We start from the raw sequence: 25139 nt of genomic DNA on the forward strand, positions 1-25139 counted from the left end.
ATATACAGGGAGGATTGCCGGGCCGGTCATATCCGGTCCGGTATATTCAAATGAGTAAAAAAATTATTATTCCTGTTATTATGAGGTTACTAACATTCATCATACTTTTTGCACCAATATTCGAGATGATTACTATATCTGAAGCGGAATCCAAAAGGATTGTTTTTGTAAGTAACATCCATGAGAACAAAGAGTTCTATACGAGTTTTATACATTCAGTAAATAGAATGCCTGTTTACGAGTATTACAGAATTGTAGATGGTCATTTTACTATTTATAAGACTTCATTCTATGCCTATGGTGCAGGAATGCCAGATTTTCAGGATTATAATCAAAAACCTTATCTAAAAGATGGAATGGTGCATATCGATAATTTGAATATTGAAATGGATTCATTTTCTATATTTGTGGGAAGAGTAGCAGATCATAGCTTAAATATTGATAATAAGACATATAAATTATCAGATTTTATAGAACCTGGCAAAACAGCACATTTCAAAATTCAAAAAGTATCGCTATTTGCACTCTTAAGGAGGTTAAACCATGAATGAAGAAAAGAACCTAAAGAAAGAGGTAAAAGAAATAGATTTTGACGAGATTATAGCTAAGTATGATAGAGAGTCAGCCTATAGGAAGCTTGCAGGTTTTCCAGGAAGATTTATTGCTGTTATTGCTATATTGTTTTCTTTATTCCATTTATACACTGCCTTTGTAGGTGTATTGCCAGCTCAGATACAAAGGTCCATACATTTAACATTTGCTTTGGTTCTTGCTTATTTGTTATATCCTGCAAAGAAAGACATGCCAAGAAATAAGCTGCACTGGAGTGATATCATTCTTGCTGCATTGGGAGCCATTGTAGGACTTTATATAAGTTTTAATTATGAGGCACTTATTTATAGAGCTGGAGAACAGACAACTCTAGATATTATTGTTGCCTGCACAGCAATTTTACTAGTATTAGAGGCAACTAGAAGAGTTGTTGGATTACCTATAGTAATAATAGCAAGTACTTTCTTGCTATACGCTAAGTTTGGACCTTATATGCCTGGTTTTTTAAATCATCGTGGATATTCAATCGCAAGAATAGCAAGCCACATGTATTACACTACTGAAGGTATCTTAGGAATACCTATAGGGGTTTCTTCAACTTTTATATTCTTGTTTATACTGTTTGGAGCTTTCTTAGAAAAGACTGGTATAGGTAAATTTTTTATAGATTTGGCAAATTCTATTGCAGGAAAAGCTGTAGGAGGTCCTGCTAAGGTTTCTGTATTGAGTAGTGCTTTAACCGGTACTATATCTGGAAGCTCAGTTGCTAATACTGTTGGTACAGGAAGTTTTACTATACCTCTTATGAAAAGTTTAGGATATAAGCCTGAGTTTGCAGCTGCTGTTGAAGCAGCAGCTTCAACAGGTGGTCAAATCATGCCTCCTATTATGGGTGCAGCGGCATTTCTAATGGTAGAGTTTATAGGAGTACCTTATATTACAATAGCAAAAGCTGCTGTTATTCCAGCTTTATTGTATTTTACAGGCATTTGGATAATGGTGGATTTAGAGGCTAGAAAAACTGGATTAAAAGGATTAAAAGCAGAGCAATTGCCTAAGTTTAAAACTGTTATGTTGCAGAGAGGTTATTTATTATTACCTATAGTTGGAATTGTTTATTTTCTTGTAAATGGAGCGACACCTATAAAAGCTGCCTTATATGGTATAATAATATCAGTATTGGCTGGAGCAGTAAGAAAAGAAACAAGGTTAAATCTGAAAATGCTTTTAGAAGCATTAGAATTAGGTGCTAAGAGTGCTTTAGGAGTAGCTATTGCGTGTGCTTCTGCTGGTATAATAGTAGGAACAGTTACTTTAACAGGGTTAGGATTAAAACTTGGTAACGGACTTGTTAGTTTAGCTGGTGGCAATCTTCTTTTAACTTTAATATTTACAATGATAACATCATTGATATTAGGTATGGGTGCTCCTACTACAGCTAACTATATAATTACCTCAACAATAGCGGCTCCAGCGATCATGAAATTGGGAGTACCTGCATTAGCAGCTCATATGTTTACATTCTACTTTGGAATAGTGGCAGATGTAACTCCTCCCGTGGCTCTAGCAGCTTTTGCTGGGTCTGCCATAGCTGGTAGTAACCCACTTAAAACAGGTATAAATGCCAGTAAGATTGCTATTGCAGCCTTTATAATACCTTATATATTTGTATTGAATCCTCAGATTTTGATGATCGATACTACAGCTTTGGGTGTTATTCAGATTATCATAACTTCTATAATAGGTATGCTGGGCGTAGGTGCAGCTATGGAAGGATATTTCTTTACTAACATAAATACAATACTACGTGTAGTATTGTTTATTGTTGGATTGTTGTGCATAGATCCAGGTGCATATACAGACTTGATCGGTATTGCTTCTATTGTTGCGATTTTCACATACTTAAGATTTAAGTCCAAAAAAGCTGTAAACATAGCTTCAAATAAAGGAGAGTCATTATAATGGCTCTCCTTGTCATTTCAAGACACTAATAGCTTTTTTCATAACCTTACCTGCAATAGGGGCAGCATTGCTTCCACCACTACCACCATTTTCAATTATGACTGCAATGGCTATTTGGGGGTCTTCAGCAGGGGCAAATCCTATAAACCATGAATGGGGTTTACCATGGGGATTTTCTGCAGTACCCGTTTTTCCTGCTACTTCAATACCGCTTATTTTTGCGCTTTTGCCTGTTCCTGATTTTACTACATTAACCATCATTTCTTTAATCGTTTTAGCTTTATCAGCATCTATAATAACATTAGCTGATTTAGATTTAAAGCTTTTTATAGTCTTCCCATTGATATCCTTTATTTCTGATACAATATAAGGTTGTAATAACATTCCATCATTAGCTATTATTGATGCTATTACTGCAGCATGGAGGGGGGTTATGAGAACATCTCCTTGTCCAATAGATTGTGAAGCTAGGGATTTATTATCATACTTCATATTAAATCTGCTGGTTTTGGCTATAATATTTCCTGAAATACTCTTGTTAAAGAGGAACTTATTTGCTTCATTGTATAATTTCTCATTACCCAGCTTAAGCCCTAGATTTACAAAGTATGAATTACATGATAATGTGAAAGCTTTATTTAAGTTAATATTGCCATGTCCTTTTTTATTACTGTCTTTTATTTCATATCCATTTACATTCGAACTTCCGGTACAATCAATTTCATAGTCTTTATAATTTCCATATAATGCTGCAGATGTGGTTATTATTTTGAATATTGATCCAGGCGGATATAATCCATCCAAAGCTCGATTTAGAAGGGGACTATTCTCATCTTCTATGAGATTTTTCCAGTTGGCATTAATTTTTGATGGATTAAAATCCGGCTTGCTTACAAGAGCTAATATTTCACCAGTTTTAGGATTAAGAGCGACTATAGAGCCTTTTCTATTACCTAGTAATTCGGAAGCATAAACTTGAAGGGTCTTATCCAGAGTCAGTTTAACTGTATTACCCTTAATTTCTTTACCATTAATAATGCCCTTTATAGTATCTAATATTTTTGCAGAGGAAAGCTCCTTATCATATAAAGCTTCAATTCCTGTTGAGCCTATTTGCTTTGAATGGTAGCCTATAACATGGGAAAAATGGCGACTGTATATATAATCTCTTTTGATACTATTGTTGCTTATCTTGCTGGTTGCTAAAATTATATCATTTCTATCTTGTATATCTCCCCTGACAATATATGTGTTCTCGTTTCTTAACCTTTTGTTGTAGGAGTTTGAGTATATATATTTAGCTTCAAAAAAGTTGAAGATTATTAAATATATAGCTATACCTAGAAAGGATACTATAAAAAAACATTTTATTATATTAAGTTTCTTTGAAAGTTTATTCATGGCTATCACCTGTTTCTTTCATGCTCACAAAGTATAGCAAGCATATGTTGATCATTTGTGATAATAAAGAACTTCCTCCATAGCTTACAAAAGGTAATGTTACACCTGTTATGGGTATAATGTTTAAAACCCCTCCTATAATGACCAGTGTCTGAATGCCTGTCATGGATGAGAGGCCCAAGCAAATTAGCTTATTGACTATTTCATTGCAGTTCTTGCTGTAATTCAAGCCAATCAATGTAATCATGCTCAATAGCAAAATGATTATTATACCGCTGAGAATTCCTACTTCTTCACATATTGCGGAAAATATAAAATCTGTATGAACAGCTGGAATGTATTTTGGGTATCCTAAGTTCAATCCGGCACCTAACAATCCTCCGGAAGCTATGGCAAACAAGGATTGGGTCACTTGGAAAGATTTATCAGAAACATATTTCCAGGGGTTAAGCCACGCTTCAACTCTAGATCTAATATGGCCGAATAAAAAATAGCTTGCTGCTGCCATAACAAGAGCTGCAGCAGCAGATGCCAGTGTAGGATAAATTTTATCATCTATAACGAATAGTAATATAAGATATACAGCGAAAAAGATTAATGCAGAACCTAAATCTCTTTGTAAAGCAAAGAATGCTACAGCTACAAGTATAGAAGCACTTGAAATAAGCAAAGTTTTTTTATTTGGTCCTTTACTTAAAACCATAGATATATATATAACGAAAATTATTTTAAGAAATTCTGACGGTTGAAATCTATAGCCCAACAATTCAAGCCAGTTCTTTGAACCGTAAACTTCTACACCCCAGACCTGCGTTGTTATAAGTGCTGCTAAAATACTTAAACCAAGGTATATAGTATAATCTTTTTTTAAATCTACCTTTTTTAGCAAGAAAAATATAAAAAAGTACATTGTGTCTCCTAATACAGCAAACAGGGTTTGTTTTATGGCATATTCGGGATTTAAGCGATAAAGCCATATTAATCCAATTGCCAACAGCATGTTCGTTAAATCAAACAAAAGAATATCATTTATTTTCAATAATCGATCAAGCAATATTCTCATTACTATATACTGCAAGCAAAAAGCAACACCCGTTGATATGCCGTGGTAGTCTATGTTTTCGCTGCTAATAGATAATAGTCCAAAACAGGAGAATGCTGTAATAATTGTAATAACAGGTAAAAAAGGCTGAAGAAATTTTTTATTGTAAAAGTATATGGCTATGTTTATTATAAAGAAGACAGCAAGTAAAAATATAAATATATATCTATGAAGCCATGAAAGTATATCAAACATTTAAACACCTGCCTTTTATGTAATTATATTATACTAAATGATAAATTTCATCACTTAAACCTATAATATGTTAAAATAGTGTAGAAGGGGGCAAGGGTATAGCGATGAAATACAAATATATATTATTTGATTTGGATGGAACTTTATTAAATACAAATAAACTTATAATTGAATCATTTAAATATACTTTGAAGAAACATTTAGATATTTATATAGACGATGCAGATATACTAAAATACTTCGGAGAACCTTTGATGGTTACATTAGAAAGATTCTCAAAAGAAAAGGCTAAAGAGATGTATGATACATATATAAAGTATAATGAAAGCATTCATGATGATATGGTAGAGGTTTTTGGTGATGTAGAGAGTGTGTTGAAAGAAATATTGAATATGGGATGTAAAGCTGCTGTTGTTACTTCAAAAAGAAAAGCATTAGACAAGAGAGGTTTACAACTATTTGATCTTTTAAAATACTTTGATGATGTTATTGCATTGGAGGATACGGAAAAGCATAAACCTAATCCGGAACCCATATTGGAAGCATTATCAAGGCTTAAAGCAAAAAAAGAAGAGGCTTTAATGGTAGGTGACAGTGAGTTCGATATAATGTGTGCACATAACGCAGGTGTTGATAGCGTGTTTGTCAGTTGGAGCCAGGCAAGGGATTATCAGGACAATAACATTAAACCACATTACATTATTAAGGATATATGGGAAATAATATATATACTAAAAATGATGTGAGCTAATGGCTCACATCATTTTCAATACTCTTTTTTCTATCCATAAAACAGAAAGATAGAGCACTGCTGCAACAATAGCAAGTATTATAACACTAGTCATCACCAGATCCATTTTAAATACCTGACCGCCATAGATTATCAAGTATCCCAGACCAGCTTTAGATACCAAGAATTCACCAACGATGACACCAACGAGAGATAATCCTACATTTATTTTTAAGGTTGATATGATTGATGTAATACCTGAAGGTAAAACTACTTTACGAAGTATTTGCTTTTTATTTGCACCAAAAGTTTTCAGAAGTTTTATTTTATCTTCATCGCAGCTTCTAAAGCTGGTATATACATTGATTATTGTTACAACTATAGAGAAGAGGAGCGCCATTACGATTATTGATTTTGTGGTTCCACCTATCCAAACAAGTATTATAGGACCTAGGGCGGTTTTGGGTAGAGCGTTCAATACAACCAGATAAGGATCTAATACGCTTGCTAGAAAATCTGACCACCATAATGCTATGGCAATCAAAGTGCCCAATATTGTGCCTATAACGAATCCTACTATTGTCTCATACACAGTCACTCCTGTATGAATAAATAGAGAGCCATCCTTTCCCATTGTAATCAGAGTTTCCAATATCCTGCTTGGTTGGCTCATTATAAAAGGATCTATCCATTCTTTTTGAGCAGCTATTTCCCAAAGCACAAATATAAATATCAATAAGATTATCCGGGATATTCTAATAGCTGATTTCTTACGTCTATGGCTTTTCAGATACTTTTTATATTCTTCAGATATGTTGGTATTGATATCATCATACATGAACATCCAGCTCCTTCCATATCTTATTGAAATATATCCTGAATTCAGGAGCTTCTCTACATGTAATGGGAGTTTTACAATCACAGCTGAGATTTATTTGGTGCATGGATTTTATTTCTGCGGGTCTTTTTGTAAGGACAATGATTCTATCACTCATGGAAATTGCCTCTGCTAGATCATGAGTTACTAGTATTGCTGTCTTTTTTTCTTTTTTCAATATTAGCCATACTTCTTCCGAAATTGCTATTTTTGTCTGATAGTCTAAAGCTGAGAATGGTTCATCCAATAACAATATATTAGGCTTGGTAGCTAAGGTTCTTATCAGAGCTACTCTCTGTCGCATACCTCCCGATAATTGTCTTGGATAATGATTTCTGAATTCATAGAGCCCATATTCCTTTAGCAATTGCTCCACAAATTCTTGATTTTCCTTATTTAATTTGCCTTGTATCTCAAGTCCTATGGTAATATTTTTCATTATGTTTCTCCATTCGAACAAATGGTCTTTTTGCAGCATATATCCTACACTGGCTGAGGGACCTTCTACTTTTTTTCCATTTATAAGGACTTTTCCGGATGTTGGAGTTAAAATGCCTGAAATTAAAGACAATAGAGTAGATTTACCACAGCCACTGGGCCCTACAATGCTTACAAACTCTCCATTCATAATATCGAAATTTAGCTTTCGTATAGCCTCAGTCTCTCCTTCAAGGGTATGGTAGTTCATAGATACGTCTATCACTTCAACTACCTTATCCATAAAACCACCCCTTCGATAACTTCCATCACTTTATAATATTCCAAACAGGATTAAAAGTGATTGAATCATTTATCAATAAAATTAAGTAAGGGTAGCATTATATGCTACCCCTACTTAAGGAGGTCATATGGTATTGGGTTTTATCAGGACATATCTCTTGTCCCAGTAACATATTATTATGAAAGAGTAAAAATGTTACGTGCTATTTTATTTTTTTTACAGCTTCTTTGGCAAATCGGTCATCAAACAATTTGCTGTGTTCTACTCTCTTATCCAATTCACCGGCGGTTTCCATAATATCCTGAAGTAATTCAAAGGATTCTGGGATGGAAATGGGGTTTGTGTTCCATGCATCAATTTCTTTATACCTGTTTATAACGGTAATTAATATATCATCATCTGCATCTGGGAAGAATGATTTAATTTCTTTTACAATATCTTCAGCTTTGTTATTCTGTACCCATAGTTGTCCTTTATATATTGCATTGGTGAAGCGTTGAATAATATCTGGATTTTTTTCTATATAGCTTTTCTTAGCAAAGTAAGCAGTATAAGATATTAAACCGCTATCTTTACCTAATGAAGCAACTATGCTGCCTGCATTTTCTTTTTCCAACATGGAAGCAGTAGGTTCAAAAAGGGCTACATAATCGCCGGTCCCGCCTTTGAAGGCTCCTGCTGTTGCTGTAAATTGAAGGTTTGTTATTATTTCAACATCTTTGCCAGGTATTACACCATTTTTCTTTAATATATACTCTAAAGTCATTTCAGGAACTCCGCCAGGTCTTCCACCTATTATGGTTTTTCCTGCTGTCTTTTTCCAGTCAAAGTTGGGATCTGGTTCTCTGGCTACTAAGAAGGAACCGTCGCATTTTGTGAGTTGAGCAAATATTACTGCATGATCTTCTTTGCCTTGATTATAGACATATATACAGGCTTCTGGGCCTGCAAAGCCTATATCACATTCACCTGCAAGCAAAGCAGTCATAGTTTTGTCTGCTCCTTGTCCTGTGGTAAGTTCGATTTTTATCCCTTCTTCTTCAAAGAAACCTTTGCTTATTGCAATGTAATGAGGAGCGTAAAATATTGAACGGACAACTTCGTTGAGCCTGATGGTTGTCAACTCACTTTTGCTGCAGCCTGCAAACATTGACAGACCAAGGATAAGAATCAGGAAAAAGCAAATTGTCTTTTTTAGGGCCTTCATATCATCACTCCTAAGAATATATTTATCATTTACAGTTTATTCCTTATTGCTTTGATTGTGCTTGTCAGCTCAATAATGGTCTTGACTGGTCTTTAATGACATTATTGTATATAATGTAAATAAGAGACTTAATAAAGAATTACTTATCGGAAAAAATATGTTTGATGGTTATTTTTTAAGATAGGGGCTGAGGCTATGATAACACCTAATATGCTCACATCCATAAGAATAGGATTAGTGCCTCCCATGTTATACAGCTATCTATATATGCCAAAGAACGGTGAAACAGTAGCTTTTTTTATTTTTATATTCTCAGCTTTAACAGATGTTCTTGATGGATTTATTGCAAGAAAATATGGCATGGTGACTAAGCTAGGTACAGTTTTAGATCCATTGGCGGATAAAATGATGTTAATTTCTGTACTAACCATATTTGTTTTGAAGCAAAAAATCAGTATTTGGATTTTGATTGTTATGACATTAAAAGAATTATTAATGATAGGTGGTGCATACTTTTTATATAGCAATGAGGATGTTGTAATACCTGCAAATATATATGGAAAAGCATCAACATTCATGTTTTATGTTTCTGGATTTTCTATAATACTTGATTTGGGCATGGGCTCAATTTTTATGAATCTATTTGCTTTATTGAATATAATATCCCTTTTTATATATTTTTACAGGTTCGTATCTGTAAAAGCATAATATAGAAAATTTCTACAAATCTTATTGACAATGCTCATCATTGATGATATAAATAAAAATATTAATAGATTATTAAAAGCTATGAAGAAGAGGAGTAGGCGAAAATCACCTTACAGAGAAGAATACCCTAGGCTGAAAGGTATTCCAGGCAAGATTTAGCTGAAGGTAGCTTTGGAGCTCTTGTGTCGAATTGAGTAGATACAAGCGGGTCTGCCCGTTATAGTGTAAAGAGCCGGTGTTGGCCGGAATTAAGGTGGTACCGCGAACTAACCCTTCGTCCTTTTATTTGGACGAAGGGTTTATTTATTATAACAAAGCCTTTTGATGGTATATCAATTAAAATCAATACAGGCTTTCATGAAAATTAAAGTATAAAGAAAATATTATTCTATATTAAAGTGAAAAGGAGGTAATTATATGGAAGATGCAAAAAATTTAAGCAAAGCTTATGATCCTAAGCAAGTAGAAGAGAGATTATACAAAATATGGGTGGAAAAAGGATATTTTATGCCGGAAATAGATTATGAAAAAGAGCCCTATACAATAGTGATTCCACCTCCAAACATTACTGGACAGCTTCATATGGGTCATGCGTTGGATAATACTATCCAGGATATATTGATCAGATGGAGAAGAATGCAGGGATACAGCACATTGTGGCTTCCAGGTACGGATCATGCTAGTATTGCAACTGAGGCCAAGATAGTTGAAACCCTTGCAAAGGAAGGAAAAACCAAATATGAGCTTGGAAGAGAAGGATTCCTTGAAAGAGCATGGGAATGGAAGAGAGAGTATGGCGGCAGAATCATAAATCAGCTAAAGAAATTAGGCTGCTCTTGCGATTGGACCAGGGAAAGATTTACGTTAGACGAAGGTTGCTCAAAGGCAGTTACCAAGGTGTTTGTAAGCCTTTATGAGAAAGGGCTCATTTACAGAGGAGAGAGGATCATCAATTGGTGTCCCAATTGTAAAACATCCATATCTGACATAGAGACCATTTATGACGATGAAAAGGGACATTTCTGGCATATCAAATACCCTGTTAAAGGATCCGATGAATTTATAGAAATTGCAACCACAAGACCTGAAACTATGTTAGGAGATACTGCTGTAGCGGTACATCCAGAAGATGAGCGATATAAGCATCTTATAGGCAAGACACTAATTTTGCCTCTTATGAATAGAGAAATACCCATAATAGCTGATGAGTATGTAGATATGGAATTTGGAACTGGTGCTGTAAAGATAACACCAGCTCATGATCCTAATGATTTTGAAGTTGGATTGCGTCATAATTTACCTATGCCTAGAGTAATGAATGATGATGGTACTATAAATGAACTTGGCGGAAAATACTGTGGGCTTGATAGATATGAAGCAAGAAAGCGAATAGTTGAAGATTTGAAAGAGCAAGGCTATCTTGTAAACATAAAAGATCATGATCATAGTGTTGGTCATTGTCAGAGATGCAATACAATAATTGAACCTATACTGTCTAAGCAGTGGTTTGTTAAGATGAAACCTCTTGCAGAGCCTGCCATAGAAGTTGTAAGAGATGGAAGAGTTAAGTTCGTTCCTGAAAGATTTTCAAAAATCTATTTCAATTGGATGGAGAACATACAAGATTGGTGCATATCTAGACAATTATGGTGGGGACATAGAATACCTGCATACTATTGTCAAGATTGTGGAGAAATAATTGTAGCGGAGGAAGCTCCGGAAAAATGTTCAAAATGCAGTGGAGAATTAAGACAGGATGAAGATACATTAGATACTTGGTTCAGTTCTGCCTTGTGGCCTTTCTCAACATTAGGCTGGCCTGAGAAAACAGAGGATTTGAAGTATTTCTATCCAACCAGCGTTTTAGTAACTGGATATGACATCATTTTTTTCTGGGTAGCCAGAATGATATTTTCAGCAATGGAGAACATGAAAAAAGAACCATTTAAATATGTCTATATACATGGTATTGTGAGAGATTCTGAAGGAAGAAAGATGAGCAAGTCTTTAGGCAATGGAATTGACCCATTGGAGGTAATAGACAAATACGGTGCAGATGCATTGCGATTTAATTTAATATCCGGTAATTCACCAGGAAATGATATGAGATTTTACTGGGAAAGAGTTGAGGCCTTTAGCAACTTTGCTAATAAGATTTGGAATGCAGCTAGATTCGTATTGATGAATACCGATGAGAATAAGGATTATAATGAAATATTCAACTCAAACGAAGATAAGCTCACCAATCCAGATTATTGGATTTTAAGCAAGCTTAACAAACTAATAAAAGAAGTTACAGAAAATATGGAGAAATTCGAATTGGGTATAGCTGCACAGAAAATCTATGATTTTATCTGGTTTGAGTTCTGTGATTGGTATATTGAGCTTGTAAAGCCTAGATTATATTCAGAAAATGAAGAAGATAAAGCTATAGCCCAAGCTACTCTAATAAATGTTTTGGTAAACTCTATGAAACTGTTGCATCCATTCATGCCATTTATTACAGAAGAGATATATTCACATATTCCTAAAGCTTCAGAATCAATCGTTATAAGCAAATGGCCTGAATATGACGAAACTATGAATTTTACATCTCAGGAAGAAAACATGGAAATAATAATGGATGCCATTAAAGGCATAAGAAATATAAGAGCAGAGATGAATGTAGCACCATCAAGGAAATCCAAGACTATAATCGTATCTGAAAGAGAAGAAATTAGAAATGCCATGCTGGAAGGAACCTCATATATCCAGAAACTTGCATACTCTTCAGAAGTAATTATAAAAGAAGAAAAGAAAGACATACCGAAAGATGCGGTTTCAGTAATTATCGAAGGAGCAGAAATATTCTTGCCTTTGGAAGACCTAATAGATAAAGAAAAAGAAATCGAAAGACTTGCAAAGGAAAAGGAAAAGTTAGAAAAAGAACTAGAAAGAGTAAGAAACAAACTGACCAATGAAAAGTTTATAGCTAAAGCTCCTGAGAAAATAATACAAGAAGAAAGAGATAAGGAGAAGAAATATACAGAGCTAATGGAGAAAGTGTTGGAGCGCCTTAAAGCGTTAGAATAGAGGTGTAAATATGAATTATATAGAAGCCTTAGAATATATAGATTCGAACCTTAAAGGTGGCTGTAATCCAGGATTGAGTAGAATAGAAAATCTTCTGGAGCTTTTAGGTAACCCGCATAAAGCTATAAAAGCTGTTCATATAGCCGGAACTAATGGTAAGGGCTCCATCACTGCCATGATATCTAGCATATTAAAGGAAGAGGGATATAGGGTAGGAACCTATATCTCTCCTCACCTCCAAAGCATAACGGAAAGATATCTCATCAATAATGTTGAAATTGAGGAGGATGTATTTGCCAGTTATGTTTCCATAATAAAGGAAAATATCGATAAGATGATTGCAGAAGGAAAAGAAAAGCCTTCTCAGTTTGAAGCTTTAACAGCTTTGGCTTTTTTATATTTCAAGGATAAGGGCGTTGACATAGCTGTGGTTGAAGTAGGGTTAGGCGGCAGATATGATGCTACAAATGTTTTGGATTCACTTATTTCGGTCATAACATCAATAAGCTATGATCACATGGATATACTTGGTGATACTATTGAAAAAATAGCTTTTGAAAAGGCTGGAATAATTAAAAGAAATCAAATTACTATATTATATCCCCAGAGATTCCAAGAAGCTGAGAAAGTCATTGAAGCTGTTTGTAATGATCAAAAAACCACTTGCATAAAAGTATTGCCAAAGTATGTTACACAAAAAGGTTTTGGGTTAGACGGACAAATAATGGACTATTCATATAATGGACAGACTTTTAGAGATATTAAATTACCACTGTTGGGAGATCATCAATTGCTCAACGCGGCAGTGGCAATAACTGCTGCAATGAAGCTGAATAAATTGGGATACAAGATAAGTGAAGAAAGCATACGAAAAGGAATAAAAAATGTTAAGTGGCTTGGAAGGCTTAGCATTGTTTCGAAGAATCCTTTTATAATTATCGATGGGGCTCATAATGAAGATGGAATATATGCATTATCAAAAGCATTAAAAAAATATTTTCATAATAAAAATATTGTTATGGTAATTGGAATGCTTAGAGACAAAAATCACAGAGATAGCATAAGCTTATTAGGGCCTTTAGCCAGCAAAATGATAGCCACAGAACCTATGAGCGAAAGAGCTCTCAGTGCTGAAGAACTGGCGGAGGAAGCTAGAGAGCATTGTTCGGAGGTTTATGCAATACCATCTATAGCTCAAGCAATAGATAAGGCGAAAGACATTGTGGACAGTAACTCTATAATATTGATATGTGGCTCATTGTATTTAATAGGAGAAGTTTGCAGGATAATAAAGCCATGAGGATAAGTATTTTACTTATTCTCATGGCTTTATTAATAAGTTCATTATCTGGTCGTATACTTGATAGTATTTTTTTTCCCAATTAGAGCAAATTATTTTGGCCTGTTTTGAAGATACCACATTAAGACTAAGATTAATCAATTCTATATCTTTTTCTACAACTTTAAGATTAACAATGTACTCGGTATTACTTTTTTTAATGATTTTTGATCGAACTTGAGTTTCCAGTCTTATTTTTTCTTTGTTCATTAATACATAATTCTGTATGGTTGATTTTATTTTGCTATCTATATGGGATTTAAACAGTTCCAAGGTTTTGATTCCCATGTCTGTTGCCTTATACATTTCTCTGTTTCCAAATTTCATAATAAGATTAGATTCTTCTAATTCTACAAGGCTTTGTTGAAGATCAAAATAGTTTGCAAGATTGTTTTCAAGAACTATATCTGTAAGTTGACTACTTGTTACCGGCATATCTATTTCTCTTAATATTAATAACACAATTAATTTAATTAGGGCAATATCATTGCTGTTGTTATTCATATAATCACCTCTGGCTTTAATCATCTAATATTATATCATATAAATAATAAAAATCAGACAAACATATGTCTGATTTTTATTATTTATATATCTAAATTTTATTTATTTATTTTTACTGATTTGTAAGTTGGTTTTGTGCCATAGCGATCATTCTTCTAACCATTTCTCCGCCTACCCTGCCGCAGTCTCTTGCTGAAAGATTTCCCCAGTAATCTTCAGAACCCTGATAGACAGGTAAATTAAATTCTGCAGCTATTTCATACTTCATATTATCTAAAGCAGGATGAGCTTTTGGTACTTCTAATCCTTTATTATAATTGCCACTTCCTAATGCCATTAATTATTCCTCCTAATTTGATATTTTTTTGCTTGTGATAATAATTTGCCCAGAAGAAAAAATAAAATACTAGAACTTATTTCTTTTATGAATAAAATCATTAAGAGAAACATATAATTAATAATTTAACCTATATTTTCAATGGAAGCCTTAGTTAAATATTGGAACGAATACAATTTTTGTCGATTAACAAATTTTTTTGTGGTATAATATTTACAAAGCATTTATATAGGAGGCAAAAATGAGAAAATTAGCTGTTATTTTGTTATTGATATTAACTATATTAGTAAATGGCTGTACAAATGCTAATATTTCAAGTGTAGATAACTTGGACAAGCCAACTACAGAACAAGGTTATCAGGAAGAAGAAGGAAAAGACAATGAAAGCAATGAGAATATTGAAGAAAATAGCAGAATTGATTATAAAAAGGTAAAACCAAATGAAAATGGACAAATTATGATACTTATGTATCATGGTATCGGGGAAGAAGAATCTGAATGGGTAAGAACATCTGAGAATTTTAAAAAAGATTTGAAAACTCTATATGATAGCGGTTATAGGCTTGTAAGCTTAAGAGATTACATAAATAATAATATAAATGTAGAAGCAGGTTATACGCCTGTAGTATTAACTTTCGATGATGGTTTGCAAAATCAGTTTAACTTAATTGAAGAAGATGGCAAAATGAAGATTGATCCAAATTGTGCAATAGGGATATTAGAGGATTTTTATAAAGAACACCCTGATTTTGGAAAAGGTGCAAGTTTCTTTGTATATTACCCTATTCCATTTAGACAAAAAGAATTGATAAAAGAAAAATTTCAATTTTTGATTGAAAACGGTTATGAAATTGGGAATCATGGATATAATCATGAAAATCTTGCTAAAGTTGGCATAGAAGGGGTTCAGAAATCTCTGGCGAAGAATGTGAAGGAGACTCAAGATATTCTTGAAGGTTATGTGGTTGAATCCTTAGCTCTTCCTTATGGAGCTGCTCCTAAAGGTGATGACTATAAATATGTTGTGTCAGGTAACTATGAAGGAGTAAGTTATAATCATAAAGCCGTGTTAAAGGTTGGTAGTAATCCTGCACCTTCACCAAATAGCGTGAAATTTGATCCTCAGAGATTACCGAGAGTAAGAGCTAGCGAGATGGAGGTTCAAGGAACAGGTATTTATGATTACCTTAATTATTTTGAGAAAAATCCACATAAGAGATATATAAGCGATGGGAATCCCGATATAATAACAATTCCTGAAAGCGAAGTAGAAAATGTCGATATGGATAAAATAGAACAAAGCAATAAAAAGTTGATTATATATAGTTCGGAAACATATAAAATAGTGGATGAGAGTTAACTCCCATCCACTATTTTATATGCAATTGGAAAGTATAATTATACCTTGATATTGACTTTCCGTAATGGGTTTCAAAAAGGGCTATCTTGATTGTTTAAACGCTTCTAAAGGAAGCCTTTCTTATAACATCTCATTTGTCATTGCATTTTCTCCTGATATGCTTTTATCATTCTCCTAACCATTTCTCCACCAATTCTACCGGCATCTCTTGCAGAAAGAGTTCCATTATCTCCCGGTTTCCAGTTGATGCCCAATTGGCTGGCTACCTCTTCTTTAAATTTGTTTCGTGTATTCTTATTGTCGTTCATACAAGCACCTCCAAGATTACATGATGTTATGTTTTGCCTTGCTTACTAAGTATTATTTTGCCTTTATTGCTATTTATTAATCATGAAAATATTACCTTGGAGATTTATAATAGTTATTGATTGTCCTTTGAGTTTGAAATATATTTTTTTGCGAAATACTCTATTATTTCTCTTCTTCTAATTATTCCAATAAAAATACCATTGTCATCAATAACGGGAACAAAATTTTGAGCGCTTGCTAAAGTGAGCAAATCTTCCATTTGAGCATTTATTCTTACAGCTATATTTTTTATTCTTTGAGGTACATCTTCCAGAAGAATTTTATCAGTGTTTTCAAATGTAAGTCCAGGAGTGTTCTTAAGCTTCCATAAAAGATCACCTTCGGTTATAGTTCCGACATATCTGCCTTTATTATCTATTAAAGGAACGGCAGTGTAACCATGATGCTGCATCTTTTCTAAAGCCTGCCGCATAGTGTTTTTAGGACTCAAAAATATTACTTCCGATTTTGCTACAAGAAAAAAAGCTATATTCAAATATACCACTCCAATCATAAGTCATTATAGCAATAAACTGTGATGACAACTTTATTATAATTATATTTGAACTTTAATACAACAATGCAAAATTTATTTATAAATCTTGGATATTGGACTTTGATGATATCATATACTTTATAGAGATTCAAATTGCTATATGATGATTAATTATGTTTAGGGGGGGTTTAAATGAAACTTATTATAATAGACAAAAGAAGTATTAAAATATTTGTTTCAGCATTACTTATAATAATTTTGTCAGCTATATATACCCTAGGATTCAATAGAGGAATTATAAGCGCCTTTGTTAATAATGAAAAAATGATACCTATATACTGTGTAGACACAGAAGAAAAGAAAATTGCCATAAGTTTCGATGCTGCTTGGGGATCAGATAAAACTGAAGATATTTTAAGTATACTTAAAGAACATAATGTGAAAACAACATTTTTTCTGGTGGCATTTTGGGTTGATAAGTATCCGGATATGGTAAAGAGAATTGATGAAGAAGGGCATGAGATAGGAAATCACTCTGCAACCCATCCAAATATGTCGAAATTGAGTGAAGAAAAGATAAGGGAAGAATTAACAATAACGTCAAATAAAATAGAAGCCATAACAGGAAAAAAAGTAACCTTATTTAGACCACCATTTGGTGATTATAATAACAGAGTGATAAGAGTTTCCAAAGAGTTGGGCTACTATGTTATCCAATGGGATGTAGATTCACTGGATTACAAGGACTATGGTGCAGAAGCCATAGTAGATAGAGTAATATCAAAAGTGAAAAATGGATCTATTGTTCTGTTCCACAATAATGCAACCTATATAACAGAAGCTTTGCCTGTAATACTTGATAGGCTTCAGGAAATGGGTTATGAGGTTGTACCAATATCAGAATTGATATACAAGGATAATTATTATATCGATCATACAGGGAAACAAATAAAACATAAATAGTGTAAATAATATATTTTGCTTAATATAATGTACTGAGGACAAATATTCTGGAGGTGGATAGCATTATGGATGAGAAACACATGATCAAATCTCTAAAAAGAGCCATACGAATGGCCTTTGCTATTGAAAAGGTTATTAAAATATCCAATGCTATTGATGATATATCTGATGGAATAGAGGAAATTGAACAAAGTTTAGGCAGAAACAAATACCAAAGAAATGAAAACAGGCATCAACATATAGAAAAAAGTAAAATAGGCTATTAATGTAAATATATAAAATATATATAATAAATGTTATAATCATACTAAAGTCCAAGTTCAATGAAATACATAAAAATATATTATCAGCTAACTATATATTATACTACGGATATAGGAGATGATAATATGTTTGGGTGTTTAGAACACATAGTTGGAGATAGTAGAATTACTTTGGAATCGGATAACATAACTCCAGGAATGATTTATATAGATATGGATAGAAGGACAAGAAAAGGTATTTATAAAGCATATAAAAATGGAGCTTCTCTAATTATTACAGATAAGATTGTGTCAGACCCTAGGATTCCAACAATTAAAGTCAAAGATACTGAAGAAGCATATTTATTTTTATTGAATCTTTTTTATGGAAAGCCAATAGACAAAGTAAATCTTATTGGAGTATATGGAGGTAATAAAGCGGATATTGTTGTTAAACTTCTTGATGGAATATTTGCTAATTATTTTTCTAAATCCGTGGAAAGTAGAGAGCTTACAGATTTTGCATACACCATTATATCAAATAAGTTAAAGTATGCTGCGGAAAGGCTATTTTACTATATAGCATTATGTGTTTCTAAAAATATTAGAACAATACCTATAAACTCTTCCAGAGGACTTGAGAGATTTGGGGAAGTATTAAATAGCAGATATGATTGTAATATACTGATAGATGAAAGTACTATTAGAGAAAGTGAAGTGAATAACATTGGCCCTAATAAGGTTCTGTTTATAAACATTGATAATCCCTATATTTTAAAAACTATTGATGGACAAAAAGAAAACATTGTGATTACATTTGGACTAAATAAAAAGGCTGCGGTTACCGCTACCAGTATAGAGTATGGAGAGGTCACTAAATTCAATTACTGCTTGCAGAGATCAATTTATAGCAAATCTGGTAGGATAATTGAGCCTTTTGAAGTGCCTGTTGCCATGAAAGGCTTAGGTATCAATAAGATATATTCGGCATTGGCTGCCATAAGTTGCTCATTATATTATGATATTGATATTGAGTGTATTAAAGAAGCTTTATGTCAATATGACGGTAGTGGAAGAGACTTTTCAATAGTTAATTGTGACTGTTTTACATTAGTAAACAGTTATTGTATGACACAAAATGATTATAAAGAAACCTTTGAAAAAATTCAAATGCTGGATTATGAAGATTTGCATATCATCATTTCAGAAGCGCAATTGAATCATGATAATTTTGGTAATTATTTCCTTAACCTGATTAATGAATGGAGTTCCAGCTTGAATATTAAGGAGTTGATAATTCTATCGAATCAAAGTGAAGATATTATAAAATGTAATTGTAAGATTCTGACTAACATTCAGGTCAAATATTTTAATCAATTATCAAAGGCTTTGATGAGTTCTATAGGTTACTTATCACAAAGGGATATTCTTCTATTACTTGGTGGTGATGAGATAAGTTCAGCCCAATACATAATAGAATTACTTATTCAATACAAATTATTATGATAAATATATTCATAATATATTAGACATGTGAATATTAATAGTGTAGATTATCGAAAAACTCAAGAGCAAGGAAGGAGTGGGGGTCAATAATGGTTGACAAAGTTATTTCCAATAATGTAGTTACAGTCTCAGGGATTGTAAAAGATAATCCTGTATTCAGTCATGAAATGTTTGGTGAGGATTTTTATAATGTTAATCTGATAGTGCCCAGATTGAGTGATGTTTCGGATGAATTGCCTGTAACCATATCAGAAAGATTAATGGTTGGTATCAATATTGAAAAAGGTACTCAGTTGATAATAGACGGGCAGCTTCGGTCTTATAATAAAGTTGTTGATGGAAGTAATAAATTAATATTAACGGTTTTTGCTAGAAATGTAAGCTTAGCGAATGAAGAGTTAAAGAATCCGAATCAGATATTCCTTGATGGTTACATATGTAAAAAACCAATTTATCGAACTACCCCTTTTGGAAGGGAAATAACAGATATGCTTATTGCTGTAAATCGTCCCTATAATAAGTCTGACTATATACCATGTATAGCTTGGGGTAGAAATGCAAGATATTCAGAGAAACTCCAAGTTGGAGAAAGAATAAGAGTATGGGGGAGAATTCAAAGTAGAGAGTATCAAAAGAAAATTTCAGAAGAAGAGGTGATTACAAGAGTTGCATATGAAGTTTCAATATCGAAGATGGAAGTAGTAGATAAAAATACTCTAGATATGAAAAACTCAGAAGATCGCAGGGATGATGATGGTATAGAGGAAGATAAAGAATAGTAAAAAGGAGCTTCTAGTTCCTTTTTTCTTTGTTTTATTAACTATTGTGGTATCGTATAAATCTATATATAATGTATGTAATGAAACTTGTGATGCATATACTCGAATGGGTGTGGAGCATGAATCCGATTAAAAAGACTATAGACATAAAAATATGGAGGTAAAATTATGGGTTTAATTGATAGAATATATAACGGTAAATTGAAATATCCGGTAATGATTTTTACTATATTGTTAGGCAGCCTTATTAGTGGCATATCATTTAATGCATTTATAATGCCACATAAACTACTTAGCGGAGGTATTAGTGGAATAGCACTCATAACCAATTATCTTACAGGTATTAGTCCTGGAGTTCTTATTTTTGCTCTTAACGTACCTATATTTGTTTTAGGTTATAAATTTATAGATAAGGAATTCATTATCCTCAGCTTAATCGGTATGACATCTTTTTCTATATTCATAGATGCCTTTAGTTTTCTAAGGGGGCTTTATATAGTAGATGATGTAATGTTGTCCTGTTTGTATGGTGGAATATTAAACGGAATTGGAATGGGAATAGTTTTCAGAAACAGAGCGTCCCAAGGTGGAATTGATATAGTAGCTGTAATAGTAAAAAAGTATATGTCAATTAATCTTGGAAGTACTTCTTTAGTTATTAATCTTATAATAATACTTGTTGCTTCTTTTATATATGGCTTAAAACCTGCTCTTTATACTTTGATAACTATTTATGTGGCTTCTCAAGTTCTTGATAAAGTTCAGCAAGGCTTTGATATAAGAAAACAGGTTATTATAATATCTGAAAGGGAAGATGAAGTTGTGCAAGAAATTCTTAAAAAACTTCATAGAGGTGTTACATATTTAGATGGAGAGGGAGCATTTACAGGTAAAAAGAAGAAAGTAATATACTGTATTGTAGCTTTAAATCAACTTGCTAAGTTGAAGCAAATAGTCAAAGAAATAGATCCTAATGCATTTATGGCAGTAAGTGATACAGCAGAGGTTTTAGGGAGAGGTTTCAGTAAGAGAGGAGTATAAAAATGGAATGGGTGTTTCCATTCCATTTTTTATAACACATAGAAAAGTATCTAACTTATTATAATCTTTTCATAATGGGTTACAAAAGGATTCCAAAGTAAGCCTTTCTTATAGATTATATTCTCTTGCAACTGCTTCAATGGCTTTCTTTTGATCTTCAGGATTGATTACGTAAGAAATCTTTATTTCTGAAGTTGTTATAATATGAACAGCTATATCATTTTCCGCCAATATTTCAAACATTTTAGAAGCTACACCTGACTGGCTTTTCATTCCTATTCCAATAACGGAAAGCTTTGTTATGTTATCAAATGTTTCATAACTAAAAGTAAAGATTTCCTTTTTATATTGCTCAAGTATACTAATGGCTTGAGACAAATCATTTTTAGGCAAAGTAAATGATATACTTACAAGCTTATTAACAGGAGTTGTCTGGCTTATCATATCTATATTTATATCTAATTTAGCAATTTTGGAAAAAATATCTGCAATAATCTTTATATCATGAGGTACTCCATTTAATGTTATCATTGCTTCGTTATTATCAACCGCCAGTCCTGTAATTGCTGTTTTTTCCATAGTTTCATCCAACTCCTTAATTATTGTTCCTTTGATGTTGCCTGTGTTTAGTGCAACTGTTACAGGTACATTGTAAATTTCAGCTAACTCAACTGCACGAGTATGTATTACTCCTGCACCTGAGCTTGCAAGTTCTAGCATTTCCTCGTAGCTTATAACTTCTAGTTTTCTTGCAGATGGATACAGTCTTGGATCTATAGTATATATGCCATCTACATCTGTATATATTTCACATGGGCAACCTAGTTTAGCAGCAATTGCTACTGCAGTAGTATCTGAGCCACCACGTCCCAAAGTAGTAATTTCATTCTTTTCATTTACACCCTGAAACCCAGCAACTATAACTACTTTACCTTTGTTGATAGCATCTAATATAATGTTTTTATTAATTTCTGCTATTCTTGATTTTGTATGATATCCTTCTGTTTTGATACCTAGTTGAGGACCAGTAAATGATATTGCAGCAACTCCAATTTCATTTAATGCGATAGATAAGAGAGATATGGAAACTTGCTCACCAGTTGCCATGAGCACATCCATTTCTCTTTTTTTAGGTGTATCACTTATTTGGTGAGCCATGTCAATGAGATAGTCTGTAGTCTTTCCCATTGCTGATACTACTACCACCAAATCAAAGCCTTCTTTTTTACATTCGGCAATTCTTTTTGCTACATTTTTAATTTTTTCAATATTTTCAACTGAACTGCCGCCATATTTTTGCACAATTATTGGCATAAAATCACATCCTACTTTCTCAAATCATCTAGTAGTTCTTTTTTATTTTCATCTAATTCATTGGTATTTTTAATTATTTTAGCTGGGATGCCTGCAACAACAGTTCCTGGAGGTACATCTTTAGTGACTACAGAACCGGCTGCCACAACAGATCCTTTTCCTACAGTGACACCTTCAAGTACTACGGCATTTGCACCAACTAATACATTATCTTCAATAACCACCGGTTTTGAACTTGGTGGTTCTAAAACTCCTGCCAGTACAGCTCCTGCACCAATATGACAGTTACTACCTACAATTGCTCTGGCACCTAGTACCGCATTCATATCTATCATTGTATTGCTTCCTATTTCAGCGCCAATATTGATTATTGCTCCCATCATTATTACGGCATTGTTTCCAATGGATACTCTATCCCTTATAATAGCGCCTGGTTCTATACGTGCATTTACTTTTCTTGTATCTAATAAGGGTATTGCGGAATTTCTTCTATCGTATTCAATATGATATTTTTCTATTTTATCTGAGTTACACTCTATATACTTTTCAACTTCTTCATTTTCTCCAAATAATATCCAAAGACTGTCCATGCCATAAAAATCTATGGAACCAAATGCCATATTATCAAGTGAACCTTTTATATATGCTTTAACTGGAGTGCTTTTCTTAGAATTTTTAATAAACTCTGCAATTTTATATGGGTTTGTTAGTTCAATATCACTCATTGCTAATTATCATCTCCTTTAGTAAATCTTGCATATTATAATAACCGGGCTTTTTACCAACAATAAACTCTATAGCTTTTATTGAACCTTCAGCAAAAATCTTTCTGGAAAATGCAGTATGTTTAACTTCTATTATTTCATCTTTGCCTGCAAAAACTATTGTATGTTCTCCCGGAATTGTACCTCCTCTGAGAGAATATATACCAATTTCATTTGGTTTTCTGGTTCCTTTTTGGTGTCTATCATATATAAATTCTAAGCTATTGTGTAACGTTGAATTAATTTCTTGTGCAATCATTAATGCAGTACCGCTGGGAGCATCCTTTTTCTCGCTGTGATGTTTTTCGATGATTTCTATATCGAAATCTTTACCAAGAATCTTTGCAGCATTCTTGCATAATTCAACTGTTACATTGACTCCATAGGACATGTTTGCAGATTGAAATATAGGTATTTTAGTTGAGGCTTTTGACAGAGCTTCGTAATGTAGTTCACTCAGGCCTGTTGTAGCAACTATTAAGGCTATGCCTTTATTTACACAATATTCGATTATCTTATTAATGCTGTTTGGATGAGAAAAGTCCAATACTAAGTCTGCAGTTTCTTCAACATCCATTATTTCATTATATACTTTATAATCATTCTTGAATTTTACAGCATTTGTATCTATGCCGGCAGCAATTTTAATATGGGGATATTCTTTAAGTATTTGAGTTATAGTTTGCCCCATTTTGCCATTGCAGCCGTTTAGCAATATGTTTATCAAAATTTTACCTCCTTAAAGAAGACCGTATGATATAAGAGTATTCTTTAAATAGTCCAGATTCTTTTCTGTCATTGATGTTAAGGGAAGCCTTAAATCCCCAACTTCAAATCCCAAAAGATTCATGGCTGTTTTAACTGGTATAGGGTTAACTTCGCAAAATAAAGCGTCATTCAGTGGCTTTATCTTTAATTGGAGTTTCATGGCATGTTTTACATCACCATTAAGATAGCTCATAACCATATCATGCATTTCCTTTGGAGCAATGTTAGCAACAACGGAAATAACTCCTACGCCGCCTACCGATAGAAGAGGTACAACCTGATCATCATTACCCGAGTACATTACAAAATTCTCATTGCAGAAGGTTCCAATCTCTACAACCTGACTTATGTTTCCGCTGGCTTCTTTAATACCAGCAATGTTTTTATGCAAAGAAAGCTTTCTTAAAGTCTCAGGCAATATATTCAGTCCAGTTCTTCCCGGTACATTATAAATAATTATTGGGATGTTAACCGAGTCTGCTATGGCGGTATAATGTTCTAGCAATCCTTTTTGAGTAGTCTTATTATAGTAGGGAGTCACGCATAATAAGCCGTCACATCCTACACTTTCTGCATATTTTGAGAGTTCTATGCTATGGTGAGTATTATTGCTGCCAGTTCCTGCAATAACAGGTATTCTCTTAGCTACCTTCTCTACGGTGAATTTATATGCAGCCTTCTTTTCTTCATCTGTCATAGTTGAAGCTTCACCAGTTGTGCCACATATAATGATTGCATCAGTGTTGTTTTCTATATGCCATTCTATCAATTCACCTAGTTTATCAAAATTAATGCCATCTTTTGTAAAAGGGGTTATGATAGCAACACCAGAGCCTTTGAATAAAGCCATT

Annotated in this window: 25 protein-coding genes and 1 other annotated feature; of the genes, 12 read left to right on the top strand and 13 right to left on the bottom strand. The window is 33.2% G+C overall.

The annotated features are described in order from the left end of the window. Window positions 1-50: 50 nt before the first annotated feature. Window positions 51-551 carry a DUF1850 domain-containing protein gene (locus BUB48_RS11785; protein ID WP_073026443.1) on the top strand — a complete coding sequence of 167 codons (501 nt, stop codon included), beginning with the start codon at window positions 51-53 and terminating at the stop codon, window positions 549-551. Next, window positions 544-2514, top strand: a complete 1971-nt coding sequence (locus BUB48_RS11790) for a TRAP transporter permease (protein ID WP_073026444.1) — start codon at window positions 544-546, stop codon at window positions 2512-2514. Before BUB48_RS11785 ends, BUB48_RS11790 begins: the two co-directional genes overlap by 8 nt. A gap of 12 nt (window positions 2515-2526) precedes the next feature. On the opposite strand, the gene BUB48_RS11795 is transcribed toward BUB48_RS11790, so the two are convergent. Together BUB48_RS11795 and BUB48_RS11800 are read right to left on the bottom strand one after the other, a co-directional pair. Further along, window positions 2527-3915: a peptidoglycan D,D-transpeptidase FtsI family protein gene (locus BUB48_RS11795; protein ID WP_073026445.1), complete on the bottom strand. Its 1389-nt coding sequence runs from the start codon at window positions 3913-3915 to the stop codon at window positions 2527-2529. Further along, on the bottom strand, window positions 3908-5212 hold the full coding sequence (locus BUB48_RS11800) for an FtsW/RodA/SpoVE family cell cycle protein (protein ID WP_073026446.1): 1305 nt from the start codon (window positions 5210-5212) through the stop codon (window positions 3908-3910). The genes BUB48_RS11795 and BUB48_RS11800 overlap by 8 nt, the downstream gene beginning before the upstream one ends. Before the next feature lie 104 nt (window positions 5213-5316). On the opposite strand from BUB48_RS11800, the gene BUB48_RS11805 reads away from it, so the two are divergent. Beyond that, a complete protein-coding gene (locus BUB48_RS11805) occupies window positions 5317-5958 on the top strand; it encodes an HAD-IA family hydrolase (RefSeq protein ID WP_073026447.1) in 642 nt (213 codons plus the stop codon). A gap of 9 nt (window positions 5959-5967) precedes the next feature. On the opposite strand, the gene BUB48_RS11810 is transcribed toward BUB48_RS11805, so the two are convergent. The 3 genes from BUB48_RS11810 to BUB48_RS11820 form a co-directional block, all read right to left on the bottom strand. Next, window positions 5968-6780, bottom strand: coding sequence for an ABC transporter permease (locus tag BUB48_RS11810; protein WP_073026448.1), 813 nt, complete (start codon window positions 6778-6780; stop codon window positions 5968-5970). Further along, window positions 6773-7540, bottom strand: coding sequence for an ABC transporter ATP-binding protein (locus BUB48_RS11815; RefSeq protein ID WP_073026449.1), 768 nt, complete (start codon window positions 7538-7540; stop codon window positions 6773-6775). Before BUB48_RS11815 ends, BUB48_RS11810 begins: the two co-directional genes overlap by 8 nt. A gap of 202 nt (window positions 7541-7742) precedes the next feature. Next, complete coding sequence (locus tag BUB48_RS11820) at window positions 7743-8747, bottom strand: ABC transporter substrate-binding protein (RefSeq protein WP_073026450.1); 1005 nt, start codon at window positions 8745-8747, stop codon at window positions 7743-7745. Window positions 8748-8942: 195 nt separating this feature from the next. Here BUB48_RS11820 and BUB48_RS11825 point away from each other — a divergent pair, with 195 nt between their 5' ends. From BUB48_RS11825 to BUB48_RS11835, 3 genes are all read left to right on the top strand, one after another. Then, on the top strand, window positions 8943-9455 hold the full coding sequence (locus BUB48_RS11825) for a CDP-alcohol phosphatidyltransferase family protein (RefSeq protein WP_073026451.1): 513 nt from the start codon (window positions 8943-8945) through the stop codon (window positions 9453-9455). 72 nt (window positions 9456-9527) lie between these two features. After that, window positions 9528-9740, top strand: a binding site (T-box leader). Between the two features lie 132 nt (window positions 9741-9872). Beyond that, window positions 9873-12527 carry a valine--tRNA ligase gene (locus BUB48_RS11830; protein ID WP_073026452.1) on the top strand — a complete coding sequence of 885 codons (2655 nt, stop codon included), beginning with the start codon at window positions 9873-9875 and terminating at the stop codon, window positions 12525-12527. A gap of 10 nt (window positions 12528-12537) precedes the next feature. Next, on the top strand, window positions 12538-13827 hold the full coding sequence (locus BUB48_RS11835) for a bifunctional folylpolyglutamate synthase/dihydrofolate synthase (protein WP_073026453.1): 1290 nt from the start codon (window positions 12538-12540) through the stop codon (window positions 13825-13827). 21 nt (window positions 13828-13848) lie between these two features. On the opposite strand, the gene BUB48_RS11840 is transcribed toward BUB48_RS11835, so the two are convergent. Next, window positions 13849-14370: a DUF4364 family protein gene (locus tag BUB48_RS11840; protein ID WP_073026454.1), complete on the bottom strand. Its 522-nt coding sequence runs from the start codon at window positions 14368-14370 to the stop codon at window positions 13849-13851. Window positions 14371-14482: 112 nt separating this feature from the next. After that, window positions 14483-14707: an alpha/beta-type small acid-soluble spore protein gene (locus BUB48_RS11845; RefSeq protein WP_073026455.1), complete on the bottom strand. Its 225-nt coding sequence runs from the start codon at window positions 14705-14707 to the stop codon at window positions 14483-14485. A 241-nt stretch (window positions 14708-14948) separates the two neighbouring features. On the opposite strand from BUB48_RS11845, the gene BUB48_RS11850 reads away from it, so the two are divergent. Next, window positions 14949-16067, top strand: coding sequence for a polysaccharide deacetylase family protein (locus BUB48_RS11850; RefSeq protein ID WP_073026456.1), 1119 nt, complete (start codon window positions 14949-14951; stop codon window positions 16065-16067). 137 nt (window positions 16068-16204) lie between these two features. Here BUB48_RS11850 and BUB48_RS11855 read toward each other — a convergent pair whose 3' ends face one another. Together BUB48_RS11855 and BUB48_RS11860 are read right to left on the bottom strand one after the other, a co-directional pair. Continuing rightward, the gene (locus BUB48_RS11855; protein WP_073026457.1) at window positions 16205-16375 is read right to left on the bottom strand and encodes an alpha/beta-type small acid-soluble spore protein; all 171 of its coding nucleotides are present in this window, start codon (window positions 16373-16375) and stop codon (window positions 16205-16207) included. Between the two features lie 113 nt (window positions 16376-16488). Continuing rightward, window positions 16489-16911, bottom strand: coding sequence for a CBS domain-containing protein (locus BUB48_RS11860; protein ID WP_073026458.1), 423 nt, complete (start codon window positions 16909-16911; stop codon window positions 16489-16491). A 192-nt stretch (window positions 16912-17103) separates the two neighbouring features. On the opposite strand from BUB48_RS11860, the gene pdaB reads away from it, so the two are divergent. From pdaB to BUB48_RS11885, 5 genes are all read left to right on the top strand, one after another. Continuing rightward, entirely contained in the window at window positions 17104-17874 is a 771-nt protein-coding gene (pdaB, locus tag BUB48_RS11865; RefSeq protein WP_073026459.1) for a polysaccharide deacetylase family sporulation protein PdaB, read from the top strand. Between the two features lie 65 nt (window positions 17875-17939). Then, complete coding sequence (locus BUB48_RS11870) at window positions 17940-18140, top strand: hypothetical protein (protein WP_073026460.1); 201 nt, start codon at window positions 17940-17942, stop codon at window positions 18138-18140. A 123-nt stretch (window positions 18141-18263) separates the two neighbouring features. Continuing rightward, complete coding sequence (locus BUB48_RS11875) at window positions 18264-19622, top strand: hypothetical protein (RefSeq protein ID WP_073026461.1); 1359 nt, start codon at window positions 18264-18266, stop codon at window positions 19620-19622. A gap of 89 nt (window positions 19623-19711) precedes the next feature. Next, window positions 19712-20401 (top strand): single-stranded DNA-binding protein, encoded by a 690-nt coding sequence (locus BUB48_RS11880; RefSeq protein ID WP_073026462.1) that lies wholly within the window; start codon window positions 19712-19714, stop codon window positions 20399-20401. A gap of 168 nt (window positions 20402-20569) precedes the next feature. After that, the gene (locus tag BUB48_RS11885; RefSeq protein ID WP_073026463.1) at window positions 20570-21442 is read left to right on the top strand and encodes a YitT family protein; all 873 of its coding nucleotides are present in this window, start codon (window positions 20570-20572) and stop codon (window positions 21440-21442) included. 108 nt (window positions 21443-21550) lie between these two features. Here the strand turns inward: BUB48_RS11885 and BUB48_RS11890 are convergent, their stop codons facing one another. From BUB48_RS11890 to dapA, 4 genes are read right to left on the bottom strand one after another with little or no spacing between them, the layout of a single operon-like run. Then, window positions 21551-22756 carry an aspartate kinase gene (locus BUB48_RS11890; RefSeq protein ID WP_073026464.1) on the bottom strand — a complete coding sequence of 402 codons (1206 nt, stop codon included), beginning with the start codon at window positions 22754-22756 and terminating at the stop codon, window positions 21551-21553. An 11-nt stretch (window positions 22757-22767) separates the two neighbouring features. Further along, window positions 22768-23481, bottom strand: a complete 714-nt coding sequence (gene dapD / locus BUB48_RS11895; RefSeq protein WP_073026465.1) for a 2,3,4,5-tetrahydropyridine-2,6-dicarboxylate N-acetyltransferase — start codon at window positions 23479-23481, stop codon at window positions 22768-22770. Continuing rightward, the gene (gene dapB / locus BUB48_RS11900) at window positions 23474-24247 is read right to left on the bottom strand and encodes a 4-hydroxy-tetrahydrodipicolinate reductase (RefSeq protein ID WP_073026466.1); all 774 of its coding nucleotides are present in this window, start codon (window positions 24245-24247) and stop codon (window positions 23474-23476) included. The genes dapD and dapB overlap by 8 nt, the downstream gene beginning before the upstream one ends. Window positions 24248-24259: 12 nt before the next feature. Further along, window positions 24260-25138, bottom strand: coding sequence for a 4-hydroxy-tetrahydrodipicolinate synthase (dapA, locus tag BUB48_RS11905; protein ID WP_073026467.1), 879 nt, complete (start codon window positions 25136-25138; stop codon window positions 24260-24262). Between the last annotated feature and the right edge of the window lies 1 nt (window position 25139).

This window comes from Lutispora thermophila DSM 19022 (genome assembly GCF_900142105.1).
GTDB lineage: Bacteria > Bacillota > Clostridia > Lutisporales > Lutisporaceae > Lutispora > Lutispora thermophila.

Bases quoted from the DNA above. Each gene is read 5' to 3' on its own strand.
- BUB48_RS11785 (WP_073026443.1), top strand. From the start codon at position 51: ATGAGTAAAAAAATTATTATTCCTGTTATTATGAGGTTACTAACATTC.
- BUB48_RS11790 (WP_073026444.1), top strand. From the start codon at position 544: ATGAATGAAGAAAAGAACCTAAAGAAAGAGGTAAAAGAAATAGATTTT.
- BUB48_RS11795 (WP_073026445.1), bottom strand. From the start codon at position 3,915: ATGAATAAACTTTCAAAGAAACTTAATATAATAAAATGTTTTTTTATA.
- BUB48_RS11800 (WP_073026446.1), bottom strand. From the start codon at position 5,212: ATGTTTGATATACTTTCATGGCTTCATAGATATATATTTATATTTTTA.
- BUB48_RS11805 (WP_073026447.1), top strand. From the start codon at position 5,317: ATGAAATACAAATATATATTATTTGATTTGGATGGAACTTTATTAAAT.
- BUB48_RS11810 (WP_073026448.1), bottom strand. From the start codon at position 6,780: ATGTATGATGATATCAATACCAACATATCTGAAGAATATAAAAAGTAT.
- BUB48_RS11815 (WP_073026449.1), bottom strand. From the start codon at position 7,540: ATGGATAAGGTAGTTGAAGTGATAGACGTATCTATGAACTACCATACC.
- BUB48_RS11820 (WP_073026450.1), bottom strand. From the start codon at position 8,747: ATGAAGGCCCTAAAAAAGACAATTTGCTTTTTCCTGATTCTTATCCTT.
- BUB48_RS11825 (WP_073026451.1), top strand. From the start codon at position 8,943: ATGATAACACCTAATATGCTCACATCCATAAGAATAGGATTAGTGCCT.
- BUB48_RS11830 (WP_073026452.1), top strand. From the start codon at position 9,873: ATGGAAGATGCAAAAAATTTAAGCAAAGCTTATGATCCTAAGCAAGTA.
- BUB48_RS11835 (WP_073026453.1), top strand. From the start codon at position 12,538: ATGAATTATATAGAAGCCTTAGAATATATAGATTCGAACCTTAAAGGT.
- BUB48_RS11840 (WP_073026454.1), bottom strand. From the start codon at position 14,370: ATGAATAACAACAGCAATGATATTGCCCTAATTAAATTAATTGTGTTA.
- BUB48_RS11845 (WP_073026455.1), bottom strand. From the start codon at position 14,707: ATGGCATTAGGAAGTGGCAATTATAATAAAGGATTAGAAGTACCAAAA.
- BUB48_RS11850 (WP_073026456.1), top strand. From the start codon at position 14,949: ATGAGAAAATTAGCTGTTATTTTGTTATTGATATTAACTATATTAGTA.
- BUB48_RS11855 (WP_073026457.1), bottom strand. From the start codon at position 16,375: ATGAACGACAATAAGAATACACGAAACAAATTTAAAGAAGAGGTAGCC.
- pdaB (WP_073026459.1), top strand. From the start codon at position 17,104: ATGAAACTTATTATAATAGACAAAAGAAGTATTAAAATATTTGTTTCA.
- BUB48_RS11870 (WP_073026460.1), top strand. From the start codon at position 17,940: ATGGATGAGAAACACATGATCAAATCTCTAAAAAGAGCCATACGAATG.
- BUB48_RS11875 (WP_073026461.1), top strand. From the start codon at position 18,264: ATGTTTGGGTGTTTAGAACACATAGTTGGAGATAGTAGAATTACTTTG.
- BUB48_RS11880 (WP_073026462.1), top strand. From the start codon at position 19,712: ATGGTTGACAAAGTTATTTCCAATAATGTAGTTACAGTCTCAGGGATT.
- BUB48_RS11885 (WP_073026463.1), top strand. From the start codon at position 20,570: ATGGGTTTAATTGATAGAATATATAACGGTAAATTGAAATATCCGGTA.
- BUB48_RS11890 (WP_073026464.1), bottom strand. From the start codon at position 22,756: ATGCCAATAATTGTGCAAAAATATGGCGGCAGTTCAGTTGAAAATATT.
- dapD (WP_073026465.1), bottom strand. From the start codon at position 23,481: ATGAGTGATATTGAACTAACAAACCCATATAAAATTGCAGAGTTTATT.
- dapA (WP_073026467.1), bottom strand. From the start codon at position 25,138: ATGGCTTTATTCAAAGGCTCTGGTGTTGCTATCATAACCCCTTTTACA.